Source organism: Pasteurella skyensis (assembly GCF_013377295.1).
Lineage (GTDB): Bacteria > Pseudomonadota > Gammaproteobacteria > Enterobacterales > Pasteurellaceae > Phocoenobacter > Phocoenobacter skyensis.
The window spans coordinates 396,047-412,219 of sequence record NZ_CP016180.1; the positions used below are offsets into that span (position 1 = coordinate 396,047).

The 16,173-nt window shown below is 36.5% G+C and carries 17 protein-coding genes; 11 read left to right on the forward strand and 6 right to left on the reverse strand.

What is annotated here, in order from left to right:
* Position 1: 1 nt before the first annotated feature.
* On the reverse strand, positions 2–2,032 hold the full coding sequence (gene prlC / locus A6B44_RS01860) for an oligopeptidase A (RefSeq protein WP_090921492.1): 2,031 nt from the start codon (positions 2,030–2,032) through the stop codon (positions 2–4).
* Positions 2,033–2,315: 283 nt separating this feature from the next.
* Between prlC and A6B44_RS01865 the strand changes: the two genes are divergently transcribed.
* Together A6B44_RS01865 and A6B44_RS01870 are read left to right on the forward strand one after the other, a co-directional pair.
* On the forward strand, positions 2,316–3,197 hold the full coding sequence (locus A6B44_RS01865) for an ORF6N domain-containing protein (protein WP_090921490.1): 882 nt from the start codon (positions 2,316–2,318) through the stop codon (positions 3,195–3,197).
* A gap of 121 nt (positions 3,198–3,318) precedes the next feature.
* The gene (locus A6B44_RS01870; protein ID WP_090921488.1) at positions 3,319–4,845 is read left to right on the forward strand and encodes a SulP family inorganic anion transporter; all 1,527 of its coding nucleotides are present in this window, start codon (positions 3,319–3,321) and stop codon (positions 4,843–4,845) included.
* A 58-nt stretch (positions 4,846–4,903) separates the two neighbouring features.
* On the opposite strand, the gene A6B44_RS01875 is transcribed toward A6B44_RS01870, so the two are convergent.
* The 5 genes from A6B44_RS01875 to rdgC form a co-directional block, all read right to left on the reverse strand.
* A complete protein-coding gene (locus tag A6B44_RS01875) occupies positions 4,904–5,683 on the reverse strand; it encodes a TatD family hydrolase (RefSeq protein ID WP_090921486.1) in 780 nt (259 codons plus the stop codon).
* 9 nt (positions 5,684–5,692) lie between these two features.
* Positions 5,693–6,271 carry a crossover junction endodeoxyribonuclease RuvC gene (gene ruvC / locus A6B44_RS01880; protein ID WP_090921484.1) on the reverse strand — a complete coding sequence of 193 codons (579 nt, stop codon included), beginning with the start codon at positions 6,269–6,271 and terminating at the stop codon, positions 5,693–5,695.
* 71 nt (positions 6,272–6,342) lie between these two features.
* A complete protein-coding gene (locus tag A6B44_RS01885; protein WP_090921482.1) occupies positions 6,343–7,083 on the reverse strand; it encodes a YebC/PmpR family DNA-binding transcriptional regulator in 741 nt (246 codons plus the stop codon).
* 19 nt (positions 7,084–7,102) lie between these two features.
* Positions 7,103–7,546 carry a dihydroneopterin triphosphate diphosphatase gene (gene nudB / locus A6B44_RS01890; RefSeq protein ID WP_090921480.1) on the reverse strand — a complete coding sequence of 148 codons (444 nt, stop codon included), beginning with the start codon at positions 7,544–7,546 and terminating at the stop codon, positions 7,103–7,105.
* Entirely contained in the window at positions 7,546–8,454 is a 909-nt protein-coding gene (gene rdgC / locus A6B44_RS01895; protein ID WP_090921478.1) for a recombination-associated protein RdgC, read from the reverse strand. Before rdgC ends, nudB begins: the two co-directional genes overlap by 1 nt.
* Before the next feature lie 273 nt (positions 8,455–8,727).
* Here rdgC and cmr1 point away from each other — a divergent pair, with 273 nt between their 5' ends.
* The 9 genes from cmr1 (at position 8,728) to csx16 (ending at position 16,162) form a co-directional block, all read left to right on the forward strand.
* Positions 8,728–9,045 (forward strand): type III-B CRISPR module RAMP protein Cmr1, encoded by a 318-nt coding sequence (gene cmr1, locus A6B44_RS01900; protein WP_090921477.1) that lies wholly within the window; start codon positions 8,728–8,730, stop codon positions 9,043–9,045.
* Between the two features lie 32 nt (positions 9,046–9,077).
* Positions 9,078–10,076, forward strand: a complete 999-nt coding sequence (locus A6B44_RS01905; protein ID WP_338000890.1) for an RAMP superfamily CRISPR-associated protein — start codon at positions 9,078–9,080, stop codon at positions 10,074–10,076.
* Positions 10,077–10,085: 9 nt separating this feature from the next.
* Positions 10,086–11,792, forward strand: coding sequence for a type III-B CRISPR-associated protein Cas10/Cmr2 (gene cas10 / locus A6B44_RS01910; protein WP_090921473.1), 1,707 nt, complete (start codon positions 10,086–10,088; stop codon positions 11,790–11,792).
* A gap of 237 nt (positions 11,793–12,029) precedes the next feature.
* On the forward strand, positions 12,030–12,224 hold the full coding sequence (locus tag A6B44_RS01915; RefSeq protein WP_090921471.1) for a hypothetical protein: 195 nt from the start codon (positions 12,030–12,032) through the stop codon (positions 12,222–12,224).
* A 14-nt stretch (positions 12,225–12,238) separates the two neighbouring features.
* Positions 12,239–13,408 carry a type III-B CRISPR module-associated protein Cmr3 gene (gene cmr3 / locus A6B44_RS01920; protein WP_090921469.1) on the forward strand — a complete coding sequence of 390 codons (1,170 nt, stop codon included), beginning with the start codon at positions 12,239–12,241 and terminating at the stop codon, positions 13,406–13,408.
* Between the two features lie 19 nt (positions 13,409–13,427).
* On the forward strand, positions 13,428–14,273 hold the full coding sequence (gene cmr4, locus A6B44_RS01925; protein WP_090921467.1) for a type III-B CRISPR module RAMP protein Cmr4: 846 nt from the start codon (positions 13,428–13,430) through the stop codon (positions 14,271–14,273).
* A 2-nt stretch (positions 14,274–14,275) separates the two neighbouring features.
* Positions 14,276–14,659, forward strand: coding sequence for a type III-B CRISPR module-associated protein Cmr5 (gene cmr5 / locus A6B44_RS01930; protein WP_090921465.1), 384 nt, complete (start codon positions 14,276–14,278; stop codon positions 14,657–14,659).
* 9 nt (positions 14,660–14,668) lie between these two features.
* Entirely contained in the window at positions 14,669–15,862 is a 1,194-nt protein-coding gene (cmr6, locus tag A6B44_RS01935) for a type III-B CRISPR module RAMP protein Cmr6 (protein ID WP_090921464.1), read from the forward strand.
* Between the two features lie 3 nt (positions 15,863–15,865).
* Positions 15,866–16,162, forward strand: a complete 297-nt coding sequence (gene csx16, locus A6B44_RS01940) for a CRISPR-associated protein Csx16 (RefSeq protein ID WP_090921462.1) — start codon at positions 15,866–15,868, stop codon at positions 16,160–16,162.
* Positions 16,163–16,173: the final 11 nt, after the last annotated feature.

A 16,173-nucleotide genomic window follows, 5' to 3' on the forward strand; every position in this document is an offset into this window, starting at 1 on the left:
TTTATGAAATACCTTTATGACGTAATAATGCATCTAAGGTTGGTTTACGTCCTCTGAAACGTTCAAATAACATCATTGGTTCTTCACTTCCGCCACGACTTAAAATATTGTCTAAGAAAGATTGCCCTGTCTCTTGATTGAAAATCCCTTCTTCTTCAAAGCGAGAGAATGCATCAGCGGAAAGCACTTCTGCCCATAAATAGCTGTAATAACCCGCCGCATAACCGCCTGCAAAAATATGGCTGAAACTGTGTGGAAAACGATTCCATTTTGGTGCTTTTATCACAGACACTTCTTCTTTTACTTTATGCAGCGTATCTAACACAATATTTTCTCTTGGCTCGCTTAAATGTAAGCGGAAATCAAATAATCCAAACTCTAATTGACGAAGCACAAACATCGCCGCTTGGAAATTTTTTGCTTTTAATAATTGGGTTAATTTCTCTTTTGGTAATGGCTCGCCTGTTTCGTAATGTCCTGAAATAAAGGCTAATGCCTCTTCTTCCCAACACCAGTTTTCTAAGAATTGGCTTGGTAATTCCACTGCGTCCCAAGGCACACCGTTAATGCCTGCCACATCGCCAACATCAATTTGAGTCAGCATATGATGAATGCCGTGTCCGAATTCGTGGAATAAAGTTGTTACTTCATCGTGAGTAAATAAGGCAGGTTTATCGCCTATTGGTTTGTTGAAGTTACAAGTTAAATACGCCACTGGTTTTTGTAGTTCGCCATTGGCTAAGCGACGTTGATTGACGCAATCGTCCATCCACGCACCGCCACGCTTGTTTTCACGAGCGTATAAATCTAAATAAAACGAACCACATAAGCGGTCATTTTTATCAAAGATTTTGTAAAATTGGACGTCATCGTGCCAAACATCAACGCCTTGTTGTTTTTCAATGCGTAAATTAAACAGGCGTTTCATCAGCTCAAATAAACCTGAAATTACACGCTGTTCTGGGAAATAAGGGCGTAATTCTTCATCATTGATCGAGTAAAGGGCTTGTTTTTGTTTCTCGCTGTAAAATGCGATATCCCACACATTTAATTCCGTAATACCAAACTCTTTTTCAACAAATTGATAAAGTTCTTGTAGCTCTTTCTCTCCCTGTGCTTTTGAACGAGTCGCTAAATCTTCTAAGAAATCAGTCACTTGTTTTGGGCTTTCTGCCATTTTTGTTGCCAGTGAAAGTTCCGCATAATTATTAAAACCTAATAATTGTGCAAGTTCTAAACGTAATTTTAATTTTTCATCGATATTTGCTGAGTTATCCCATTTGCCTGCATTCACACCTTGATCCGACGCACGAGTTGCAAAGGCTTCATACATTGTTTTGCGTAATTCACTGTTTTCACAATAGGTCATTACTGGCAAATAGCTTGGGAATTCAAGAGTAAAGCGATAGCCCGATTTCTCTTTGCTCTGTGCTGACGCTTTTGCTGCCTCTAACGCCGATTCAGGCAAGCCTTTTAGCTCGCTTTCATCTTCAATGATAATATCCCAGCCCATTGTTGCATCAAGCACATTGTTGCTAAATTGCGAGTCAAGTTCTGATAAACGTGCTGAAATTTCGCCATAACGTTTTTGTTTTTCTGGCGATAAAGCAATCCCTGATAATTCAAAATCACGTAAGCTATCGTTAATCGCTTTTTGTTGTGCGATAGAATAATTGGCAAATTCAGTACCTTGTTTTAATTTTAAATAGCCTTGATATAACCCTTGATGTTGCCCTGCCCAAGTGCTGTATTCTGACAATAATGGCAAGCAAGATTCATAGGCCTCACGCCATTCTGGGCTATTTTTTACCGAGTTTAAATGCCCCACAGGCGACCACGCACGGCTTAATTTATCCCCTGTTTCTGACAACGGCATATAAAAACTATCCCAAGTTGGATGTTCAATTTGAGCTACTCGCTCAACGGTTTCACGACAATCTTTGATCAACTGTTCAATCGCTGGTTTGATATGTTCTGCTTTAATTTTTGAAAACTGTGGTAATTCAGTATTCTGTAAAAGTGGATTTGACATTTTTGTTCCTTATTTTGTCGAAAGTACTTCATAGATTAGGGTAATGAGAATAAATATCAAGAGGTAGTGGTACGATTTTGTTAATTTTTTGCAAATTATTATTTACAAGTGACCGCTTGGTATGGAGTAAAATGATATGATTTTACTTAGTTCTGTAGGAAATAATACTTGAACAATATTTCTGATTTTTCGATTCTTATCGCAAAATTAACATTTAATTCCAGCATATTTTAGTATTTGTAAGAAAATAGCAAAATCATACCGCTTATTTTGATTGAAAAATATGGAATTGGAAAGTTTAACTCATTTAGATATTAAGACAAAAATTTACACCATAAGAAATAGACAAGTAATGTTAGATAAAGATTTGGCAATTTTATATGGAGTGAAAAACATACGATTAAGGGAGCAAGTTAAGAGAAATATTGAGCGATTTCCTGATGATTTTATGTTTCAGCTGACTAATGAAGAGGTTGAATATATGGTATCGCAAAATGCGATACCATCAAAAAAACATTTAGGAGGAAGTCTTCCCTATGTTTTTACAGAACAAGGAGTAGCAAGTCTATCAGGGGTCTTAACAAATAAAATTGCCATTGAAGTGAATATAAAAATAATGCGAGCATTTGTAGAAATGAGAAAATTTCTTTCGCAAAATGCGTCCATTTTTCAACGGTTGGAAACATTAGAACGACATCAATTAGTCACTGATACCAATATAGATAAAATTTTTCAAGCTTTAGAGAATAAAAAAGATATTCAAAAACAGGGTATTTTCTTTAATGGACAAATATTTGATGCTTATAATTTTGTTTCAGATTTAATTCGCTCTGCAAAAAATAACATTGTTTTAATTGATAATTATATTGATGATAAAACCCTCACTTTTTTTCATAAAAATCAAAATGTTGAAGTGGTTATCTATACTCAACGTATCACCAAAACATTAGCATTAGATTTAGAAAAATATAATCAACAATATAAAAAAATAACAGTAAAAATAAATAAACAATTTCACGATAGATTTTTAATTATTGATGATGAAGAGGTTTATCATATTGGAGCAAGTTTAAAAGATTTAGGTAAAAAGGTCTTTGGTTTCTCATTGATGAAAGACTTTAACCCTAAAGCTATGACATTGAGTGTAGCAAACAAAGAAAAATAGATCATTTAGAATAAATAATTTTGTACATACTTTATCCACTTTATTGAAATGTCGTGTAAAATGGCGTATAGTTTCGCCCCTTTGCGATAAATAGAATATACATTAAATAAATGAGAGTTAAATGAAAAAAGTGATAAATTTATTCAATCAAAATGGTCAGATTGATTATAAAACAGAAGTATTATCAGGGATAACCGTTGCGTTAGCATTAGTGCCAGAAGCCGTTGCCTTTGCTTTAATTGCAGGATTGTCGCCATTAACAGGGCTTTATGCTGCCTTTATGATGGGATTAGTCACCTCAATTTTAGGTGGTCGCCCGGGTATGATTTCAGGGGCGACAGGAGCGGTTGCGGTCGTATTAGTGGCATTAGTTAAAACACACGGTGTGGAATATATTTTTGCCACCGTTATTTTAGCGGGAATTTTGCAAGTGTTAGCAGGTACATTTCGACTAGGTAAGTTAATTCGCCTTGTTCCGCACCCTGTTATTTTTGGTTTTGTAAATGGTTTGGCTGTAGTGATTTTTATGGCACAGCTTACCCAATTTCAAGACGATACAGGTAACTGGCTGACAGGTACGCCGTTATATGTCTTTTTAGGCTTAGTACTATTAACAATGGCAATTATTTGGTTATTACCAAAATTTACTAAAGTCATTCCTGCTTCCTTAGCTTCTATTCTTGTGGTATTTGGTCTGGTTGCTTTATTTAATTTAGATACCAAAACCGTTGGTGATATTGCATCAATTAAAGGTGGATTTCCACCTTTCCATCTTCCAAATGTGCCTTTTGAATGGGAAACCTTAACAGTTATTTTTCCTTATGCGGCGATTGTGGCGGGTGTGGGTTTAATTGAAAGTTTATTAACTTTAAATATCGTTGATGAAATTACAGAGAGTCACGGTAAAAGTAATAAAGAAGCAATTGCACAAGGTACAGCCAATATTTTATCTGGTTTATTCTCAGGAATGGGCGGTTGTGCAATGATTGGGCAGAGCTTAATTAATATTTCAAACGGAGCAAGAGCGAGAATTTCTGGTATTGTGGCATCAATAATGCTCTTAATGTTTGTTATGTTTGGAAGTAGTTTGATTGAACAAGTTCCAATGGCAGCACTAACAGGGTTAATGATTATGGTTGCAATTGGTACCTTTGAATGGGCAAGTTTGCGAGTATTCACTAAATTCCCTAAATCCGATATTTTAGTGATGGTGTTGGTAACATTGGTGACTATTATGTTACACAACCTTGCTTTAGCTGTTGTTGTGGGCGTTATTATTGCTGCATTGGTGTTTGCTTGGGATAATGCAAAGCATATTCGAGTACTTAAATATGTGGATGACAAAGCCATTCGTTATTATGAAGTCACAGGTCCATTATTCTTTGCTTCAACCACTACTTTTATTGAAAAATTTAATGTAACTGGTGATCCTAAAGAAGTGGTGATTGATTTTAAAAATAGCCGTGTAGCTGATATGTCAGCAATTGAGGCTTTGAATAAATTAACAGAACGTTATAGAAAACTAGGTAAAAAAGTACATTTACGTCATCTAAGTTCAGATTGTCGAGCATTAATTAAAAATGCGGAAAGTGTGATTGATGTTAATGTGATGGAAGATCCGACTTATAAAGTGATGTTAGATGATTAAAATCATTTAATTTATAGTCAAAAGCCTATTTATTTTAATATAGATAGGCTTTTTCTTTTTAGACAGAAAAAATACCACAACTGGTATTCCAGATAATTTCTGCAATTTCCTCTGCTTTTTCATTTCTTAATTCACACAAGGTATTAAAAATAATAGCGATATTTTCAGGGCGATTAGTTTCACCTTGTAAACCATAAATGGGCATATCAGGACTATCAGTTTCTAATACTAAAAAATCTAAGGGAAGTTTTGCAATGGCTTGACGAGTTTTATTTGCTCTAGGATAAGTAATCGAGCCACCTACCCCAATTTTATAGCCTAAATTCACAAAATGTTTCGCTTGTTGATAGCTACCATTAAAAGCGTGAATAACCCCTTGTTTAGGCAATTGTGCTTGCTTTAAAAAATGGTAAATTTCGCTGTGTGTTTTGACACTGTGTAAGCTAACAGGTAAACGAAACTTTTTAGCTAATTCAAGTTGAGCAATGAAAAAATCACACTGTTTTTGCCATAGCTCAGGCGGTAAGCGTTTATCTAAACCAATTTCAGCAATAGCAACACACTGGGGATTCTGTTGATTTAATTGTTGTTCTAATATCTCTAAATCAGTATTTTGATGTTGTTCGATAAAATAAGGATGCAGACCTAATCCATAAACTAATTGTTGTGGAAACTGCTCACAACAAGCGGTCACATTTTTAAAACTTTTTGCAAAAATACTTGGGATAAATATTTTTTGAACGCCTGCATTTTTTGCGTTTTGAATAAGCTCTGCCAGTGAGTGTTGCGTTTTTGAGGCTAATAAATCTAAATGAGCGTGAGTATCAAAAAATCGCATTCTATTTTTCTAACCTTTTAACCGAAAGCGACCACGTGAATAGCGGGTTTTCATCAAGGCTAAAATTTCTTCTTTTTCCGTTCCTACTTTTTGTTTGGTTTGCTTTGCGACCGTTAAGGAGTGTTGAATAGAATGAGCGTGAGTAATGGCAATCGCAAGGGCATCAGCAGCATCGGCTTGTGGTGTCGCAGAAAGTTTTAGAATGCGAGTGACCATATCTTGTACTTGAACTTTATCCGCAGAACCACTTCCAACCACTGTTTGTTTTACTAAACGCGCCGCATATTCAAAAACAGGTAGATCGTGATTCACCGCTGCCACAATAGCTGTGCCACGAGCCTGCCCTAATTTAAGGGCTGAATCGGCATTTTTAGACATAAAAATTTGTTCGATGGCAAACATTTCAGGTTGAAATTGAATGATAATTTCACTTATACCTGCATAAATGCGTTTTAAACGAGTAGGGAGGTCTTCCACCTTAGTGCGAATTGCACCGCTGCCTAAATATTCAAGCTGTCGTCCAGTTTGGCGAATAACACCATAACCAGTAACACGAGAACCAGGGTCGATACCTAAAATAATTGCCATATTTAATTATAAAGCGGTACGATTTGTAAAAAAATGTGTAAATCGTACCGCTTATTTCCCTAAGTTAAATGTTAAAGTGTTGCTGCTACTTCGTCACTGATTTCACCATTGTGATAAACGTTTTGAACGTCATCACAATCTTCTAGCATATCAATTAAACGTAATAGTTTTGGTGCAGTTTCAGCATCTAAATTAACAGAGGTTGATGGGATCATCGAAACTTCTGCGGAATCAATTTTAAATCCTGCTTTTTCAATTGCATCACGTACTGAACCAAGATCTTCCCATGCTGTATAGATTTCAAAAGAACCGTCTTCTTGTGTCTGAATATCATCAGCACCAGCTTCAATTGCAGCTTCTGTTAAGCTATCTTCATCTGCTTCAGCAATTAAAATTAAGCCTTTTTTACTAAATAAATAACCCACAGAACCTTCTGTTCCTAAATTACCACCACATTTTGTAAAACTAGGGCGAACCTGTGAAATCGTACGGTTTGCATTATCACTTAAACATTCCACCATTACTGCGGTACCGCCTGGTCCATAGCCTTCATAGACTCGTATTTCCATATTGGTGTCATCGCCACCACCGACACCACGCTCAACAGCTCGGTTGATAGTATCACGAGTCATATTGCTACTTAACGCCTTATCTATTGCGGTACGCAAACGAGGGTTTGCATCAGGATCACCACCGCCTAATCGTGCAGCAGTAACCAGTTCTCGAATTAATTTAGTAAAAATTTTACCACGTTGTGCATCTTGTGCCGCTTTGCGGTGTTTGATGTTAGCCCACTTACTATGACCTGCCATAAATTTTCCTTTTTTTAATTTAATTACTTTGATTTAAAAATTGCTGTATCGCCTGTGCATTATTCGGCGATTTGGTTAATTGTATTGCATCATTAATATTTAGCCACTGAAAAGCCAAATGTTCGGTTAATGCTGGCTCAATTTCTTGTTCAAGTGCCAATAAAAACCAATGTTCGGTACAATGCGTTACATCTGGGGCATATTTATAACGGAATTGCGGAAAAATCTCAAATTTTATACTCTTTTTTGTGTCATAAAGTGATAAATTTTGAGCAATAATATCAATTCCTGTTTCTTCTTTGACTTCTCTCAATGCTGTTTGAAAAGGTTCTTCACCTGTTTCAATCGTACCTGTTACTGATTGCCAAAAAGTAGGATCGTCTTGGCGTTGTAACATTAAGACTCGATTTGTCGTTGTTGCATAAATAACCACAAGAACAGACTGATTATTCTTATATGCCATTATAAACGCTCTTTAATACCACCAAATTCTTCAATAAGATTTATGGTAAATTGTTTCAGTTCACCAGTCATTAAAACAAAATCAGCATCAAAACGTTGTGCAATATCTTCTTTCAAAATATCATCATTTTGTTCTTTGATTTCATCGGCATATTTTACACGAGAAAGGGTTGCATCATCATTGAGTACAAAAGAAAAATGTTCTTCCCATTCCAATGCTAATTTGGTGACATATTTCCCTGCAGTTAAATGTAAACCAATTTCTTCGGTTTCTAAATCTTGGCGTTTACAACGTATAACACTTTCAGTATCAAAGGATTTTAATTCTGCTTCTTCCAATAAAGTTAACCAATTTGGTGTATGCCCTTTCGCAACCCAATTTGTCATTACTTCACTCGGTTGTAAAGTAAATGAAATTGGCACAACAGGTAAAGAACCTAAGGTTTTGCGTAATAATGCTAAGGTATCTTCAGCACGCTTACTTGATGCACTATCCACGTAAACTAATTGCGTTTCTAAATCCAACCAAATTGCGGTATGTTGATGTTTGCTAAAAGCACGAGGTAACAGCATTGCTACTACATCATCTTTAATCGCTTGTTTCTCCGTTTTTTTCAACTTACGGTTTTCTTTTTCTTCCAAAACAGCAATGCGTTCTTCCATCTCTGCTTTAATCACAGGAGCTGGTAAGATTTTCTCTTCTTTATGTGAAACTAATAAAAATTGCTTTTGTAAATTGAAATGCAACAAATCACTGGTAACTAATGGCGTTCCCCATCCAAATTTACTCATTTCACTTTGAGAGCAAGGATGATATTTATTTGTTTGCAGTTTTGTTTCCAACTCATCACTGCTTATTTCAAGTGGTGAAGTTAAACGATAAATCATCACATTTTTAAACCAATACATTTTTATTCCTTGAGGTTATTTTTTTATGGGCGATATAGTAACAAAGTTAGTGAAATAACGCATAGGTTTTATAAAAATTTTTATTATTGTGTAGCCTGTTAGACAATCAAATTTATACCAAATCAGCAGTGTTTGTTACATAGTGGTTATAAAAATAATTTTTTCATAACAAAAAATTTGATTTAATTAATGATTATGTTGATTTTCTTTGTTTAACAAGTATTGAGGAGTATATAATATGGGCGATTGCATTTGAATGATTAAGGAATAGATATGAATATTTCTGGTAATATAAAGGGAAATCTCCCTACCACCCTAACCGCTACCTATAAAATTATTACACCGATGTTCATTGGCGATGCAGAACAAAATGCCAGTTGGATTTCCCCGATGTCATTTAAAGGTGCATTGCGTTTTTGGTGGCGAGCGTTGGCTTGGGGGCGGGTAAGGTCGAAACCTGAGTATAATTCTGATGAATTAGCACTCAAGCAATTACATCATGAAGAGGCTGAGTTATTTGGTAGTAGTGCCGATAATCTAGATAAAAAAATGATAAAAATTCTCCGAAAACTTATGGGCGTGGTGCTGTAACAATAAAAATAACAAAATATTATGTTAGTTTTATAAGTAAAGAAGAGCTAGAAGATCAATACAATGCTCATCAAAATTCTGCAGGTTATGCACTTGGGCAAGGACTAACACAATATCATAAAAAGCAAGGCAATGATCCTGCTAGGACAGTCTATTTAAGGAATGCTGTTAAGCCGAATAGTTCTTTTACTGTCGATTTAATGTTTAAAGACATTCAAGATAAAGAACTATCCGAGGAAGAGCAAAAAGAACTGAATGAAATTATCAAGAATGAGTTAAAAAATAGCTTATTACTTCTAGGTTTATTGGGCGGATTAGGAAGTAAAAACCGCAGAGGCTTAGGTTCGCTTACAATTACTGAACTGACAGGAGTAAATATTCCTGCTGATAAAGAACAGTTGGTTAAATTTCTTGAAGAAATCAAGCACTATGGCATATTAAGTGAATCTCCAGCCGATATTATTGTCAAAGACGGTGAACAAAATGCTTGGACTACCTTGAAAACAATGAGTCACGATATGCAAATGTTTAGAGGCTGGGGATTTTCTTTCAATGGTGGCACTCATAAAATCAATGGATATAATGCAGAGCACAATAGTTACTTTAACAAACAAAACGACCATGACTTAATTTATCAATTCTTGGATAGCCCACATCAAAGTAGTTTACCTTCTAGTTTTGCATTCGGTTTACCGAGAAATTATGGTTTATCTAACGGTGGGCATAGAGTAGAAATTAAGTTTGAACCTAGAGCCAAAACAGCAACAGGCAATATTGATAAAAAACACAAACGTTCTCGTCGTGCATCATCAGTTATTACACATATTCATCAATTCCCTAACGGTCATTTCCTATCTATTCAAACCATAATGTACGGTAAATTATTTCCTGATAACGATGAAGTCGTATTTAGCCGAAAAATAGGTCGTCATTTTCAGGAACAATCCACAGTTAATTTCCAAGGCTATCAAAGTAATATTTTTGATGAATACAAAAAATATTTAGAGACAAAACAATGGAAACTAATTTAGGAGAGAATAATGAACAAAACTAACAAACAATACTTCCACTTCACCCTAGGGCCAGTGCAATCATTCGTTGGACAAGCGCGACGCACACGCGATTTTTGGGCAGGATCGTTTTTACTGTCGTGGTTATCGGGCGTGGCGATGTTATCGGTGATTAAACAGCAACGTGACCTTGTCAATGAAGAGCTCGATATTGATGAGATTATTTTGTTTCCAAAGGCGGATAAGCAGTTTTTGACTGTAATTGAGAAAGGTTGTCAAGATGACAATTTTGCACCTAAACAAGGTGGCATTCCCAATCGTTTTAAAGCCGAAGTACATCAAAATTTTGATGGTAGTAAAGTTGTTTCCGATGTGCAAGATGCTTGGAAAGCCTTAGCTAATACAATTTATCAATATGATATAGAAAAATATAAAAACCAATTATCGTTAGAAAGAACCCGTGAAATATGGCAAGAGCAAGTCGAAAATTTCTGGGAAATGACATGGGTTATCGTCGATACTATTGAAAATAGCAGTGCCTTAGACCGCCGTAAAAATTGGCGTATACATTATTTACCAGATCAAAGAGGCATTAAATGCTCACTTATGGGTGATTGGCAAGAATTATCTGGTATTGAAGGGGTGAGCAAGAATGATAATGAAGCTCGTAAACTTTTTTGGACAACGGTTTTAAATTCAAAAGATAAAACCATTGCCGATTATGGTGAAAACGAATTTTTATGTGCGATGGCGTTTATTAAACGTCGCTTTATTCGATATTTTGATAAAGGGTTTTCTTTGACTAATAGTGAAACTAACATTCCCAAAGAAAAGGGGACGCTTGAGGCAATATATGGCTGGGAATTAAAAAATGAAGTTCCCTCTGTGAATTATATAGCTGCTGCGAATTGGTGGGCTAACATTTTAAGAAAGTGCAATCAAGACAATCAACAACACTTGATAGATTTCTTTGATGCCTTTAAGTCTAATGATGGAAATGGAAAGTTATGTGAACTGAACGAATATAACTCAAGCGTCAAGTCTATAGAAGAGGCGATTAAAAACAACTCCCACATACAACATTTAGAAATTAAAAACGAGTTATCTAGTATCGATGGTGTACTATTCTACAAAAGTGCGTTAGAAAATCCCCACAATTTCCCTAAGCAAGAAGGAAAACCAAATAATACTGAACATCCAGAACTAAACCCTCAGGCGCAAAAAGTCGCCACAGCCTTAGGTGAGCTAATTAAAAATTTTGCTATTGGCGATCCTAGCCCATTTTATGCCATTTTAATGATGGATGGTGATAGTTTAGGCAAGCAAATGAGTGATAGAAAAAAGCAGAAGTATATTACTCATGCATTAGATACTTTCACCAATAAGGTTGAAGAGATTGTTTCTAAGAATAACGGTTTTTTAATTTACGCTGGTGGCGATGATGTATTAGCACTATTGCCGATTGAAGATGCGTTAAATTGTGCGAAAAAGATTCGAAGTGAGTACGAAAATTGCTTCAAAAATGAAAATGCTGAAGCAAATAAAGAAGATGTAAATATTGATTACTCCATCTCAGCTGCAATCGTTTATTCACACATTAATAATCCACTAAGCAATGCTTTGCACGATATTCATAGCCTACTTGATGATGTGGCAAAAGAAAAAACTGGCAGAAACGCACTGGCGGTACAAGTATGCAAGCAAAGCGGCACGGTACTGACTTGGACAAAACCTTAGGATACTAAGCGTCTTGGCGAAGAAGATAAAGAAACATATCAGCGAGGCGATACCGTACTTGATGAGCAAAATAGTGAAAATAGAACTTGTGTCCTGTCATCCTCATTAGAAGATTTTCAAAAAGCTGAAAAAGATAACCCGCAATTTTCCAATCGGTTCTTTTATAAAATTCGAGAAAATTTTGCACTGTTTAATAGTAAAGAAGATGGGCAGGAAAGCAGTGATAAAGAAACAGTATTGTTAGATATCAACCACGCAATAAAAATTATGGCGGCTGAGTTTTGTCGTTCCAGAGGAGTTAATAAGGAGGTCAGTTTACGAGATGCTGAAAATTTTGTTCAGCCATTAATGCGGTTGTGTCGAGATAGCCAAGGCAATATCAAAGCTGATGCCGCGCTGTTAATTAAATTTTTAGCCAATTACAGTCAATAAAAGGAGGAAAAGTTATGAGTCATTCATTTCAGCATTACCTATTCGAACCAATAGACTCGTGGTTTTTCCGCGAGGCACGCAGTATGGATAGTAGCGGAACCAATACCTTATCTAGCCTGTTCCCACCACCAACTAAAACATTGTTAGGTGCTATTCGCCATCATATTGGTGAAAAATACAATGCAGACAAGGGCAAAACTTGGAAAGACTTAGAAACGGGTGAGTTAAGAAAAATCATTGGTTATGGCGAAGACTATGAAGGTAGTTCATTCCAAGCTCAAGGTTCTTGGCTCTTTTATAACGATCAGTTGTATTTTCCTGCTTCTGCTTGTTTGGTCAAAAAAGCCGATAATCAAGGCTACGGATTTTTCCAACTTAAGCAAGATGAAAAGGAAAAAATTCTAGCCAGCGATATGGGTAATAAGAATTTTGTTCGTTGTGATGCAGGCGACAAACCTTTGGAAAACTATTGGTTAAGTCGCACAGGCTGGGAGCTGGTGTTGCGGGGGATGCTACCTGCTGAAGCAGAATTGCTTGCAAAAGAAGATATTCTTATCGGAGAACCACGTTTAGGAATTGGTCTAGAAAATAAATCGACCCAAAAGGGTATGTTATACACCACTGAGCATATCCGATTAAAAGATAAGGACAATAAGGATATTAAGGTTTACTTGGGCGTCGATATAGGTGAAGAGAATAAAAATTACCTACCTGATTCACAACTTATTCGCTTTGGTGGTGAGGCGAGAATGGCAGAGATGAAGAAAGACAAAAATGATGACCAGCGTTTTTCTTTACCTGAGATGACATTGTTTGATGAATCGAATTGTGACAATAATGAGGTTATTCTTGTTGTTTATTTGTTAACCCCCATGCCAGTAGCTAATTTAGAGAAAGTTATCAACAATGCACAAACTCAAATAATGATTGATGGTATTCAGAGCGATATTGAAACAGCCATTATCGGTAAAGTGCAACGCTTTGGCGGTTGGGATATGGTAAATCATAAACCTAGTCCCTTGCGAAGCTATTTACCAGCAGGTAGCTGTTGGTACATTCGTTGTAATCCAACAACAGCAAAAGAACTGTTAAAAAAACAAGGTGCGTACCTAACTAGGGGAAATGAAAAAGTTCAAGGTTACGGACAAATTTTAATTGGATTAAATCCCACAATATCAAAATAAGTATTTAGAGGTTAATATTATGAGTATACAAAAATCAGCGATAATCGCACTCCACGCCCAAACTTCCATCCATGCAGGTGCCAATGATGGCGATGGCGTGGTGGACTTACCTATACAACGCGAGTCTCATACCGCTTATCCGTGTATTTTCGGTTCAAGTATGAAAGGTGCGTTACGTGCTTTTGCCGAAGTAAATATGAATGATGATAAAACGAAAAAGCTTTTTGGACCAAAATCAAGTATGAGCTCAAATGCAGGAGAAATGGGAGAATTGCTCATCTCTGATGCACGATTATTACTGTTACCTATTCGCTCATTAACGGGGCAATTTCGTTGGGTGACTTGCCCCGCTATTATTGAGCGTTTATGCCGAGATATAGAACGGTTTTTTCCCAGCCAGAGTAAAATCGATATCAAACTTGAGGTGAATGAAGGCGAGGTACTCACTTTTCAAAAATCCGACGAAAAATTGCAAAAATTATTTTTGGAAGAATATGCCTTTACAGTGAAAAAGATTGAAAAAGACGACATGTTGAACCTGCTTAAATCTTTTTTAAACGACAGACATCACTTAACAGAACAACTCGCCATCGTAGATAATGATAGCTTTAGTTATTTATGCCGTTATGCTACCCCAGTCAACTCAAGAAATGTACTTAATACTGACACAAAAACCTCCGATAACTTGTGGTACGAAGAGACCTTGCCATCGGAGACCATTATGTATTTGGGACTAGTTGGAAAAAATGATATTTCACTCATCACTAAGCTGTTAGAGGAAAAGAAATATCTGCAAGTTGGCGGTAATGAAACTGTTGGTATGGGCTGGTGTAGCGTTAAAACAATAGATATTAAGGAGGTTTAATTATGCCAATTCAAACGATTGAACAAGAGCGTGCTAAATATGCTTTAGAAAAAGTGCAAGCTGTTAATCCCAGAGATTTTGATGAATGGAAAGCTCGTGCCAATGAAATGCCTGCGATGATACAGATGAATGGTTTAGGGCAAACGGTAGCGTTTTATCTGTCTAAGGGTGGTGTGCATAAACAGATGTATGAGATTTTGTCTGATTGGTTATGTAAAGAAAAAACTAATCCTAATGTGGAATGGAAGTATGCCAACATCGAAATTTATGAGAAAAAACTGATTGACGGTATCACCCAAGGCGATATGAAAACCTACCGCGTGGCACAAGCTGAGGCGCAAGCCTTGTTGATTTGGGTGAAAAAATTTAGCAAAGCCTATTGCTAGGAGTAAATCATGGGATTACCAATTTATAGTACAAACTCACCAAATGCCGAGCATCTATTACCCGACATGGGGCAAGCGAATAAGGGGCTTCGTTTTGAACGTTTTTTCAACAAATATAATATAGGTGAGCATTCGATAGACAAGTTTAAGCCGAACGAAGATGCGAAAAAAGATTTCCTAAAAGTTTTTGTAAATGCTTGTGGTGATCGAGAAGCACTCAAATGCTATGCCCAAAACCAAATGGCATTGGCCAACGCACAAGGCGGCAACGGCAAAGTCTATCAACTTGACGGGCATTTCGTCACAGGTATGGGCAACGCTCACCCCGTCGAAAACGGTTTGCTGTGGCACTACACTTTGGGTGTGCCGTATTTATCAGGCAGTCAAGTTAAAGGCTTAGTTCGTTCGCTCATTGAGCAATATTACCAAGCCGATGATAAAACTGATATCTTGCTAAAATGGTTCGGTAGTGAAGACAAAGATCCCCAAAAGCAAAAAAGAGATAATCAAGTAGGCGAGCTTATCTTTTTTGATGCGATTCCTATCGTGCAACCGACTTTAAGCGTTGATATTATGACGCCACATATGGGCGATTGGTATGCCAAAGGTGGTGATATTAGCAATGTGACGAGAGACAGCGATAAAATCCCTGCCGACTGGCACGACCCTAACCCAATTCCGTTTTTAGCAGTGAAAGAGGCTAAATTTTTATTTACTATTGCTAAACGTCCCAAAAGCGATATTGATATAGAAGACGTTTTTAAGTGTCTCGACCAAGCGTTAATGTATTGTGGTGCAGGTGCAAAAACGCAAACGGGTTATGGGGTTATGTCTTTTTCCAAAGAGGAAACGAAAAGCTTAACTGAGATTATTGACACCGCCAAAAAACAGGCGGAAGAAAGTAAAAAATTAGCAGAAGCCAAAGCCAATGCCTCTGAACTACAAGCTAAATTACTAGATGACATCGTTCAAAATCATTGGAGAGATGTCAATGATAAGGCAAAACAACATTTTACTGATAGCTTAAAATCAGAGTGGTTGGAAGCATTAGAAAACAATGCTGATGATAGAGGTTGTATTGAACTATTGTTTGAAATTGCTAATATTCATTATGCAAAACAAATCAAAAACCCAAAAAATAAAAAAGTAAAACCACATCAGCGAGAATGGATTTTACGTTTGTTAGCATTAGTTGAGAGATAGCCTATGACCACCTACTTTATCAGTCGCCATGCAGGGGCAAAAGATTGGATTGCTAAGCAAGGCATAGATATTGACAAAATCCAATCTCACCTAGATATTAATGATGTAAGCACAGGCGATACCATTATCGGAACATTGCCCGTTCAACTAGTTGCTGAAGTTTGCCAGCGTGGGGCAGAATACCTGCATTTAACGCTAAATCTGCCCGAGCATTTGCGTGGTAAAGACTTATCACCTGACGATATGGATAGTATCGGAGCAAAATTAGAAGCGTTTATTGTCCATAAAGTTAAAAAATAAAACACCTTTTG

Coding starts and splice junctions, on each gene's coding strand:
- prlC (WP_090921492.1), bottom strand. CDS start 2,032: ATGTCAAATCCACTTTTACAGAATACTGAATTACCACAGTTTTCAAAA.
- A6B44_RS01865 (WP_090921490.1), top strand. CDS start 2,316: ATGGAATTGGAAAGTTTAACTCATTTAGATATTAAGACAAAAATTTAC.
- A6B44_RS01870 (WP_090921488.1), top strand. CDS start 3,319: ATGAAAAAAGTGATAAATTTATTCAATCAAAATGGTCAGATTGATTAT.
- A6B44_RS01875 (WP_090921486.1), bottom strand. CDS start 5,683: ATGCGATTTTTTGATACTCACGCTCATTTAGATTTATTAGCCTCAAAA.
- ruvC (WP_090921484.1), bottom strand. CDS start 6,271: ATGGCAATTATTTTAGGTATCGACCCTGGTTCTCGTGTTACTGGTTAT.
- A6B44_RS01885 (WP_090921482.1), bottom strand. CDS start 7,083: ATGGCAGGTCATAGTAAGTGGGCTAACATCAAACACCGCAAAGCGGCA.
- nudB (WP_090921480.1), bottom strand. CDS start 7,546: ATGGCATATAAGAATAATCAGTCTGTTCTTGTGGTTATTTATGCAACA.
- rdgC (WP_090921478.1), bottom strand. CDS start 8,454: ATGTATTGGTTTAAAAATGTGATGATTTATCGTTTAACTTCACCACTT.
- cmr1 (WP_090921477.1), top strand. CDS start 8,728: ATGAATATTTCTGGTAATATAAAGGGAAATCTCCCTACCACCCTAACC.
- cas10 (WP_090921473.1), top strand. CDS start 10,086: ATGAACAAAACTAACAAACAATACTTCCACTTCACCCTAGGGCCAGTG.
- cmr3 (WP_090921469.1), top strand. CDS start 12,239: ATGAGTCATTCATTTCAGCATTACCTATTCGAACCAATAGACTCGTGG.
- cmr4 (WP_090921467.1), top strand. CDS start 13,428: ATGAGTATACAAAAATCAGCGATAATCGCACTCCACGCCCAAACTTCC.
- cmr5 (WP_090921465.1), top strand. CDS start 14,276: ATGCCAATTCAAACGATTGAACAAGAGCGTGCTAAATATGCTTTAGAA.
- cmr6 (WP_090921464.1), top strand. CDS start 14,669: ATGGGATTACCAATTTATAGTACAAACTCACCAAATGCCGAGCATCTA.
- csx16 (WP_090921462.1), top strand. CDS start 15,866: ATGACCACCTACTTTATCAGTCGCCATGCAGGGGCAAAAGATTGGATT.